Below are 8,340 nucleotides of genomic sequence, written 5' to 3'. Positions count from 1 at the left end.
ACCCCCCCCCGCCGTTCCGGAACCCACGCCCGAACCGCAGCCGCAAGAAGTCCCTGCTCCGGCGCCGGCCGAGCCGGAGATCATCCCGTCGCGGCCGGAAAAGCAGCCGGAGCCGGCCCCGGTCGAAGTGCCGACGCCTGTCGAGGTCCCAGCCGAAACACCAGCCCCGATCGAGGTGCCGACACCGGCGCCGTCCCCTCTTCAGCCGTCTTCAGAGGTCAGCGCAGCCCCTCATCCGCCTGCCGGCACCTTCTCCCCGTATAGAGACGGGGAGAAGGGGGCTAGCGGTGAAGCTGCGCCTCCTCTTGCAAACATCGAAGACGAAGCCTCAACGCTGACGCCTCCCTCTCCCCGTCCTTCACGGGGAGAGGGTAGGGGTGAGGGGCAGCACGAACTTGCGAAAGATTCGGCGCCACCCGTGGAAGCCATGCCGGCTGCTCTCGTGGCCGAAGCGCCCGCCGCCGAAATCGCACCTCTCATTCGCCAGCCGGCCCCGGTCGAATCGCAGCCGGTCATTGCGGAAATCGCGCCCGAGCCGCAGCCTCTTCCACAACCCGCGCCGGAGCCGAAAGCCGCCCCCGGCAAGGTGACCGTCACCAAGAAGGTCGAGCAGAAAGCCGAGCCGCAGAAGGCGCCCGAACCGGCACCGAGGCGCTCCTGGTTCCAGCGCATGAAGGACGGGCTTGCCCGCTCCTCCAAGGAGCTCACCGGCAACATTGCCGGCGTCTTCACCAAGCGCAAGCTGGATGAGGAGACGCTGCAGGATCTGGAGGATGTGCTGATCCGCGCCGATCTCGGCATGGAAACGGCCTTGCGCGTTACCGACGCGCTGGCCGCCAGCCGCTACGGCAAGGACGTCTCCGACACCGAGGTCCGCGCCATCATGGCGGCCGAGGTGGAAAAAGTGCTGACCCATGTCGCCATGCCGCTGGAGCTCGATCTCTCGCACAAGCCGCATGTCATCCTGGTGGTCGGCGTCAACGGCACCGGCAAGACCACCACGATCGGTAAGCTCGCCGCCAAGCTCACCGATGGCGGCCTGTCGGTGATGCTCGCCGCCGGCGACACCTTCCGCGCCGCTGCGATCGAGCAGCTGAAGATCTGGGGCGAGCGGACGAAATCGCCGGTCATCGCCTCCAAGATCGGCGCCGATGCCGCAGGGCTCGCCTATGACGCCTTCGAGAAGGCCAGGGAAGCCGGTTCCGACGTGCTGATCATCGACACCGCCGGCCGCCTGCAGAACAAGACCGAACTGATGGCCGAGCTCGAAAAGATCGTTCGCGTGCTGGGCAAACTCGATCCGGAAGCACCGCACACCGTGCTGCAGACGGTCGACGCCACCACCGGCCAGAACGCGCTCAACCAGGTCGAGATCTTCCGCAATATCGCCGGCGTCAACGGCCTGGTGATGACCAAGCTGGACGGCACGGCACGCGGCGGTATTCTGGTGGCGATCGCGGCAAAACACAAATTGCCGGTTTATTTCATCGGCGTCGGCGAACAGGTCGACGACCTCGAACCGTTCTCAGCAAGCGAATTCGCCAGGGCGATCGCTGGAGTAGCCTAACAAGCATGTCCCAAAAAGGTGCAGACTTTTTGGATCAGATCATGCGCAAGAAAGAGATTCCATGAACCCACCCATTCTCGAACGCGATCCGTCGGACCCGCAGAAGCAGAAGAAGGAAGGCGTCAATCCGCTGCTCAAGCTGGTGCTCGAGCTTGGGCCGTTGATGGTGTTCTTCTTCGCCAATGCGCGCAGCGGATGGCTGGTGCAGAAATTCCCTGTTCTGGCCGAGTTCGGCGGGCCGATCTTCGTTGCCACCGGGCTGTTCATGGCCGCCACGGCAATCGCGCTGATCGCCTCGTGGCTGCTCACCCGCACCTTGCCGATCATGCCGATGGTGTCGGGCGTCGTCGTCTTCATCTTCGGCGCGCTGACGCTCTATCTGCAGGACGACATCTTCATCAAGATGAAGCCGACCATCGTCAACACGCTGTTCGGCGGCGTGCTGCTCGGCGGCCTCTACTTCGGCAAGTCGCTGCTTGGCTATGTCTTCGATTCAGCCTTCAGCCTCGACGCCGATGGCTGGCGGAAACTGACCTTCCGCTGGGGCCTGTTCTTCCTGTTCCTGGCCATCGTCAATGAGGTGGTGTGGCGCAATTTTTCCACCGACGCCTGGGTTACTTTCAAGGTCTGGGGCATCATGCCGATCACGCTTCTATTCACCTTCAGCCAGATGCCGCTGATCCTGCGTCATTCACTCGAGGACAAGGCCGGCAAAGAAGAGAAGGCCGGGAAATAGAGCAACTCCAAGAAAAGTGTCCGGAGCTGCGTCAAAACAAAGGGAAACAGCGGTTCTGCGTTCGTGAGACAATGAACCGTTCTGGGGAGAGGGACATGGAATTCATCACCACGCACGACCAGTTGAGGACGATCTACAAGACGCCACGGCCAACCGACGGTTCTATCCGCAAGGAGCTGAAAAAACTTGACGGCCATTGCCGCTCCTTCATCGGCAAGAGCCCGTTCGTGCTGATCGGCTCGTCCGACGGTGCCGGCAACGCCGACGTGACGCCGAAGGGCGACAAGCCGGGCTTTGCCACCGTTCTCGACGACACCACCATCGCCATTCCCGACCGGCCCGGCAACAACCGGCTCGACACGCTGGAGAACATCCTCCTCAATCCCTCGGTCGGGCTGCTCTTCCTCATTCCCGGCATGAACGAGACGCTGCGCGTCAACGGCGATGCCCGCATCACCGTCGACGCAAATTTGCGCGAACGGCTCGCCGTCGACGGCAGGGAGCCGCAAAGCGTCGTCGTGGTCAGCGTCAAGGCCGCCTACATGCACTGCGCAAAAGCCTTCATGCGCTCGGATTTGTGGAAGCCGGAAACCTGGTACGACCGCGCGACGCTGCCGACGCTCGGCCAGATCATGCGCGATCAGCTGGCGGTTGCCGATTCCGCCGAGGCGACCGATCGCTGGCTCGACGAGGAATACAAGAAGACGATGTGGTAGGTTTTTCGACCCACGATTCGTCCTGACTGGTCCATCTTGCTGAACATCCTTGCCATTTCCGGAAGCCTGCGCGCGGCTTCCACCAATTCGGCCCTGATCGCAGCACTGGCGCGCAACGCACTGCCCGGCTGCCGCGTCAGCGTCTATGACGGGCTTGGCTGTCTGCCGATCTTCAATCCCGACGACGAGGGCGAGCGGACGCCGCTCGAAGCCTCCGAACTGATCGATGCCGTCAGCCGAGCCGACGGCGTGATCGTCTCCTGTCCGGAATATGCCCATGGCGTACCGGGCGGGCTGAAGAACGCCCTCGACTGGCTGGTCTCGCGCGATGCCGCTGTCGCCAAGCCCGCCATGCTGGCACACGCCTCGCCGCGCTCGCTGTTCGCCCGCGCCGCACTGGCCGAGATCATGCGCACCATGTCGTTCGCACTTTGCGACGACGTGCTGGAGATTGCCCTGCTCGGCAAGAAGCCACCGGAGGTGGAGGGCATCCTCGACGAGCCGGGGAACCGGCAGGCGATGCATGATGCGCTGAATGCCTTCGCGGAGTTTATCCGCTCGCGTTGAGCGGCGGCCACCCCAGACCTTCGAGCTAGCCCTTTCGCAGCGTCTCCACATCAGTCTTCCCAACGTACCAATCGCGCGCGTTGATCTCTTCAAAAACCACCCAGACATCGTCGTTGCTCAGCCCGGTGGCGTCCATGATGGCCGCCGTCACCTTTTTGGCGATGTCCGCCTTCTTGCCCGCCGGATCGGCTGATATCACTTCCTTGACGATGCGGATGTTGACGAATGGCATTTTGTCCTCCCGGGATGTTCGTGCTCGCGACCCGCTTCGATGAAACCGTCGAACGGCCGCCAGTGCTCCAGTCTCAGCCAGTGCTCCAGTCTCAGTATGTCTTGGCGCCGTTGACCATCAGCCGCACCATGTAGAGCGACGTGGTGCCGGCGATATAGAGGCAATTCAGCTTGTTGCCGCCGAACACGCAGTTGGCGGTGACTTCCGGCACCTTGACCTTGCCGATCAGCGTGCCGTCCGGATCGTAGCAATGGATGCCGTCGGCGGCACTCGTCCAGATGCGGCCGTCCTCGTCGAGCCTGAAGCCGTCGAACAGGCCGGCCGTGCAGTCGGCAAAGATTTTCTCGCCCGAAACCTTCTTGCCGCCCTTGCCGACATTGAAAACCCGCATATGCGCCGGATTCTGCGCGCCATGCGTGCGGCCGGTATCGACGACATAAAGCTTGCTCTCGTCGAGCGAGAAAGCCAGGCCGTTGGGCCGGACCATGTCGGTGATGACGGCTTCGACCTCGCCCGTGCCGGGATCGACCCGGTAGACATGGCAGGCGCCGATTTCGCTCTCGGCCCTGTCGCCCTCATAATCCGTATCGATGCCGTAGCTCGGATCGGTGAACCAGATCGAGCCGTCGGATTTCACCACCGCGTCGTTGGGCGAATTCAGCCGCTTGCCCTTCCATTTGGACGCGATCGTGGTGACCGAGCCGTCGAACTCGGTGCGGCTGACACGGCGGCCCGAATGCTCGCAGGTGATCAGCCGGCCCTGCCGGTCGACGCTGTTGCCGTTCGAATTGCCGGACGGCTGGCGGAAGACGCTGACATTGCCGTCGGTTTCGTCATAACGCAGCATGCGGTTGTTGGGGATGTCGGACCAGACGACATAGCGGCCGGCGGCGAACCAGGCCGGCCCCTCCGCCCACTGGCATCCGGTGAACAGCTTCTCGACCTGCGCGTTGCCGTTGAACAGGCGCGCGAAGCGCGGATCGAGAATTTCATAATAGTCTGCGGCCGCCATGCTTTCCTCCCGGCATCAATGACACCGGATCAAGCCAGCCGGAGGGACAGAAGGCAATGTGGGTACGCACAGTGTCATGCAAAAGATCGCTTGCCGGCTCTGCGCATGACGTTAGCGCCGTATTAACCGGCTATGCGTCCAGCGCAATGGTGCATTGCAACATCTTCTTTTTGCAATGCACCATTACTATGTCATGCTTCGTATCGATCAAGGGAGGAAGAAACCGCCGCCGAAACGCGGCGCCAAAAAAGGAACCTTGCTATGATCCTCGACAGTCTCATGACCCGCGCTCGCAACAGCATTGCCAAGCGCAAGCACTACAACCGCCTTGTCGCCGAAATCGACAGCTTTTCCAGCCGCGATCTGGCCGACATGCGCGCCGACCGCTCGGAAATGCTCTACCAGATCCACAAGCAGATCTACGGCTGATCTCGAGTCCGATAAGACGCACCGCCAAGGTGCGTTGAGATTCAGGTCAGGCCGAGACGAAAACGGTGGTTTCCGAGAACCGGAGCGGAGCGTACTTAAGTACGTGAGCACCGGAAGCGCAGGAAGCCGCCGTTTGCAGCCCGGCATCACCTGAATATCAACGTGCCGCCAGCGCCTTGTCGATCTGTGGCAGCAAGAGATCCCTCGCCGTCTCGGGCGTCAGCGGGCCGACATGCTTGTAGGCGATCTTGCCGTCCTTGCCGATGACGAAGGTCTCCGGCACGCCGTAGACGCCCCAGTCGATCGCCGCGCGGCCCGCTTCGTCAACCCCTATCGCCTGGAACGGATTGCCGAGATCGCCGAGGAACCGGCGTGCATTTTCCGGCCGGTCCTTGTAGTTCAGCGCCGCCATGGTGAAACGCTTATCCTGCGACAGCGCCAGAAGCACCGGGTGCTCTTCGCGGCATGGCGCGCACCACGACGCGAAGACGTTGACCAATGTGACCTTGCCGGCGAAGGTTTTCGAATCGAGCCCCGGCAGGTTTGACCCCTCCAGCGCAGGCAGGCTGGTTTGCGGCGCCGGCAGGCCGATCAGGGCCGATGGCACTTCCGAAGCATCGCGCCCCGACAGCAGCTGCGACAGGAACAGTCCGGCCAGGCCGAGGAAGATCAGCAGCGGCAACAGCACGAACAGGCGACGAGTGCGTGGGGGTGGCGTTTCCGTTTCTGTGGTCATGGCTTTGCCGCCTTGTCGGAGCGCCGCCGCACGCCGGATGCCTCCAGTTCGGCGAGTTCGCGCTTGCGCGCCCGCTGGTCGAGCAGGATCCAGCCGATCAATCCGGCCAGCACCACGGCCGTAATGCCATAGGCGGCGGTCACGTAGAGTGCATGCGCGCTCATGCGACGGGCCTCGCTGAAGTGGGGGCTTCCAAGCCGATCATGTCGCCCAGTCTAGACATGCCTTTCCCTTAGCCTCGCTCCGTCGGCTTCGCAATCGGTCGCCGCGCCGCAGTCATACGCCACATCAATCCGTTCCATGCCGCAGCGCCAGCGCCGCCGAGACCGGGCCCAGCACGCCAAGAAACAGGGTCAGCGCGGCAAGAATGAGGAAGGGCTGCAGAAACGGATCGGGATTGGCGGTCGCCCCATAGCTCGCCGAAACACCGAAGATCAGCACCGGAATGGTCAGCGGCAGCACCAGTACCGAGATCAGCAGCCCGCCACGCGGCAGCGCCACTGCCACCGCAGCACCGGCGGCGCCGATGAACGTGATTGCCGGGGTGCCGACCAGCAGCGTCAGCGACGTGGCGCCGATGCCGAGCGGCTCCATGTTCATGAACAGGCCGAGCAGGGGCGCGGCGATGACCAGCGGCAGCACGCTGCCCGCCCAATGCGCCAGGCATTTCACCAGCACCGTCAAGGCCAGCATATGGCGATCATTGCCGAGCACCAGGAGATCGAGCGAGCCGTCCTCGCGGTCGGCCTGGAACAGCCGGTCGAGGCCGAGCAGGCAGGACAGCAGCGCGCCGATCCACAGGATGGCCGGTCCGATGCGGGCCAGCAGCTTCAGGTCTGGCCCTACTCCGAACGGGATGGTGGCGATGACGGCGAGGAAGAAGATGACCCCGGTCAGCGCCCCGCCGCCGGCACGGATGTTGAGGCGGATGTCGCGCAGGAAGAGCGCTAGCATGGTATGAGATGCTCGCGCGCCATCATCAACCAGTTCCCCCGATCCTCAACTCCGTCCCCTCGATCCCCAGCGGCAGATGCGTCGCCGCGACAATCATCCCGCCATCCGTGCAATGCTTGGCCATCAACCCCGCAAACCGCGCCTCCGACGCCTTGTCCAGCCCTGCTGTCGGCTCATCCAGCAACCACAATGGCCGGTGGCTGACCAGCAGTTTCGCGATCGCCGCGCGCCGGCGTTGCCCGGTCGATAGATAGCCGAACGGCAGGTGGCCGATGCCGCCGAGCCCGACCGTTTCCAGCGCCTCTTCGACGCCGAGCTGTCCGTCGCCGTTGAAGTCGCGCCAGAAGCGCAAATTCTCCGCCACGCTGAGCGCCGGCTTCATTGCGTTCTGGTGGCCAAGGTAGTGACAGGCCGAGGCAACAGACGGGAACGCTTCGTCCCCGTCTTCAATCTTCATGGTACCCTCGATCCTCACGCTGCCTTGCGCCACCGGCAGCAGCCCGGCGATGACTCGCAGCAAGGTCGACTTGCCCGATCCGTTCGGCCCGGTGACGATGAGCGCCTGACACTCCTCCAAGGCAAAATCGATGCCGGAAAACACCGCCTCGCCGCCTCGCTCGCCGCCCAGATTTTCGGCGATCAGCCGCATTCCTCGCCTGCCCTGAAACCATGTGTCGCGGCCGCTGCCGCATCGCACAAATTTGCTTTCCAACTGTCTAGAACTATTCCAGAAAATTCTCTATATGCGGTGCATCCGTGCCAGCGGTCGGCACGGGAACAGAATTAGCGCCGAACCAGCGCACGCGCCGCCTTGAACGGCTCGGGTTGCTTGGGAACGGACAGCGGAAATGGCCGTACCCGCACCTTTGCGCGTGATTGCATGCCATCGGCGTCCGTTCCCTTTCAGGCTGAACAGACAAGGATCGCACGTGTCAAAATCCCTCGACAGTTTCAATTGCCGCCGCACGCTGACCGCAGGCGGCGCGGAGTATGCCTATTTCGACCTCATCGAGGCCGAGAAGAACGGCCTCACCGGCATCTCGCAGCTGCCCTATTCGATGAAGGTGCTGCTGGAAAACCTGCTGCGCAACGAAGACGGCCGCTCCGTCACCAAGGAATCGATCCAGGCGGTGGCCGGCTGGCTGACCGACAAGGGCACCGCCGGCGTCGAGATCGCCTATCGCCCGGCCCGCGTGCTGATGCAGGATTTCACCGGCGTTCCGGCCGTGGTCGACCTTGCCGCGATGCGCGACGCCATGGCCTCGCTCGGCGGCGATCCGCAGAAGATCAACCCGCTGGTGCCGGTCGACCTCGTCATCGACCATTCCGTCATCGTCGACGAATTCGGCACGCCGATGGCCTTCGCCCGCAATGTCGAGCTGGAATATGAG

The 8,340-nt window shown here is 63.3% G+C and carries 12 protein-coding genes; 6 read left to right on the top strand and 6 right to left on the bottom strand.

What is annotated here, in order from left to right; translation table 11 throughout:
• Positions 1-79 precede the first annotated feature (79 nt).
• The 4 genes from ftsY to EN939_RS12010 all read left to right on the top strand — a co-directional run bounded on the left by ftsY (position 80) and on the right by EN939_RS12010 (position 3,586).
• Positions 80-1,567: a signal recognition particle-docking protein FtsY gene (ftsY, locus tag EN939_RS39025; RefSeq protein ID WP_164750960.1), complete on the top strand. Its 1,488-nt coding sequence runs from the start codon at positions 80-82 to the stop codon at positions 1,565-1,567.
• Between the two features lie 61 nt (positions 1,568-1,628).
• Positions 1,629-2,303 carry a septation protein A gene (locus EN939_RS12020; protein ID WP_127268190.1) on the top strand — a complete coding sequence of 225 codons (675 nt, stop codon included), beginning with the start codon at positions 1,629-1,631 and terminating at the stop codon, positions 2,301-2,303.
• Between the two features lie 95 nt (positions 2,304-2,398).
• Positions 2,399-3,019 carry a pyridoxamine 5'-phosphate oxidase family protein gene (locus EN939_RS12015; protein WP_127268189.1) on the top strand — a complete coding sequence of 207 codons (621 nt, stop codon included), beginning with the start codon at positions 2,399-2,401 and terminating at the stop codon, positions 3,017-3,019.
• Positions 3,020-3,055: 36 nt separating this feature from the next.
• Positions 3,056-3,586 carry an NADPH-dependent FMN reductase gene (locus EN939_RS12010; RefSeq protein ID WP_127268188.1) on the top strand — a complete coding sequence of 177 codons (531 nt, stop codon included), beginning with the start codon at positions 3,056-3,058 and terminating at the stop codon, positions 3,584-3,586.
• Positions 3,587-3,611: 25 nt separating this feature from the next.
• Here EN939_RS12010 and EN939_RS12005 read toward each other — a convergent pair whose 3' ends face one another.
• Positions 3,612-3,818 carry a tautomerase family protein gene (locus tag EN939_RS12005; protein WP_127268187.1) on the bottom strand — a complete coding sequence of 69 codons (207 nt, stop codon included), beginning with the start codon at positions 3,816-3,818 and terminating at the stop codon, positions 3,612-3,614.
• Positions 3,819-3,909: 91 nt separating this feature from the next.
• Entirely contained in the window at positions 3,910-4,830 is a 921-nt protein-coding gene (locus tag EN939_RS12000) for an SMP-30/gluconolactonase/LRE family protein (protein WP_127268186.1), read from the bottom strand.
• Between the two features lie 261 nt (positions 4,831-5,091).
• Between EN939_RS12000 and EN939_RS11995 the strand changes: the two genes are divergently transcribed.
• Positions 5,092-5,259: a hypothetical protein gene (locus EN939_RS11995; RefSeq protein ID WP_013528833.1), complete on the top strand. Its 168-nt coding sequence runs from the start codon at positions 5,092-5,094 to the stop codon at positions 5,257-5,259.
• Between the two features lie 157 nt (positions 5,260-5,416).
• Here the strand turns inward: EN939_RS11995 and EN939_RS11990 are convergent, their stop codons facing one another.
• The 4 genes from EN939_RS11990 to ccmA all read right to left on the bottom strand — a co-directional run bounded on the left by EN939_RS11990 (position 5,417) and on the right by ccmA (position 7,598).
• Positions 5,417-5,995 (bottom strand): DsbE family thiol:disulfide interchange protein, encoded by a 579-nt coding sequence (locus EN939_RS11990; protein WP_127268185.1) that lies wholly within the window; start codon positions 5,993-5,995, stop codon positions 5,417-5,419.
• The gene (ccmD, locus tag EN939_RS11985; protein ID WP_127268184.1) at positions 5,992-6,159 is read right to left on the bottom strand and encodes a heme exporter protein CcmD; all 168 of its coding nucleotides are present in this window, start codon (positions 6,157-6,159) and stop codon (positions 5,992-5,994) included. The genes EN939_RS11990 and ccmD overlap by 4 nt, the downstream gene beginning before the upstream one ends.
• Positions 6,160-6,283: 124 nt before the next feature.
• Positions 6,284-6,949 carry a heme exporter protein CcmB gene (gene ccmB, locus EN939_RS11980; RefSeq protein ID WP_127268183.1) on the bottom strand — a complete coding sequence of 222 codons (666 nt, stop codon included), beginning with the start codon at positions 6,947-6,949 and terminating at the stop codon, positions 6,284-6,286.
• Positions 6,950-6,974: 25 nt separating this feature from the next.
• Positions 6,975-7,598, bottom strand: a complete 624-nt coding sequence (gene ccmA, locus EN939_RS11975; protein WP_127268182.1) for a heme ABC exporter ATP-binding protein CcmA — start codon at positions 7,596-7,598, stop codon at positions 6,975-6,977.
• A gap of 280 nt (positions 7,599-7,878) precedes the next feature.
• Here ccmA and EN939_RS11970 point away from each other — a divergent pair.
• Positions 7,879-8,340 (top strand): aconitase family protein (locus EN939_RS11970; RefSeq protein ID WP_245473083.1); only part of this gene is annotated, 462 nt, incomplete at its 3' end.

The sequence above is a fragment of the Mesorhizobium sp. M7A.F.Ca.CA.002.05.1.1 genome, from assembly GCF_003998335.1.
Classification (GTDB): Bacteria; Pseudomonadota; Alphaproteobacteria; order Rhizobiales; family Rhizobiaceae; genus Mesorhizobium.
The sequence above is the reverse complement of the archived record's forward strand: the minus strand, read 5'-3'. Positions and strand labels throughout refer to the sequence as shown.

What these genes read in the sequence shown, in the direction of transcription:
- EN939_RS12015 (WP_127268189.1), top strand. Translation starts at nt 2,399, where the DNA reads ATGGAATTCATCACCACGCACGACCAGTTGAGGACGATCTACAAGACG.
- EN939_RS12020 (WP_127268190.1), top strand. Translation starts at nt 1,629, where the DNA reads ATGAACCCACCCATTCTCGAACGCGATCCGTCGGACCCGCAGAAGCAG.
- EN939_RS11990 (WP_127268185.1), bottom strand. Translation starts at nt 5,995, where the DNA reads ATGACCACAGAAACGGAAACGCCACCCCCACGCACTCGTCGCCTGTTC.
- EN939_RS12000 (WP_127268186.1), bottom strand. Translation starts at nt 4,830, where the DNA reads ATGGCGGCCGCAGACTATTATGAAATTCTCGATCCGCGCTTCGCGCGC.
- ccmB (WP_127268183.1), bottom strand. Translation starts at nt 6,949, where the DNA reads ATGCTAGCGCTCTTCCTGCGCGACATCCGCCTCAACATCCGTGCCGGC.
- EN939_RS11995 (WP_013528833.1), top strand. Translation starts at nt 5,092, where the DNA reads ATGATCCTCGACAGTCTCATGACCCGCGCTCGCAACAGCATTGCCAAG.
- ccmD (WP_127268184.1), bottom strand. Translation starts at nt 6,159, where the DNA reads ATGAGCGCGCATGCACTCTACGTGACCGCCGCCTATGGCATTACGGCC.
- ccmA (WP_127268182.1), bottom strand. Translation starts at nt 7,598, where the DNA reads ATGCGGCTGATCGCCGAAAATCTGGGCGGCGAGCGAGGCGGCGAGGCG.
- EN939_RS12005 (WP_127268187.1), bottom strand. Translation starts at nt 3,818, where the DNA reads ATGCCATTCGTCAACATCCGCATCGTCAAGGAAGTGATATCAGCCGAT.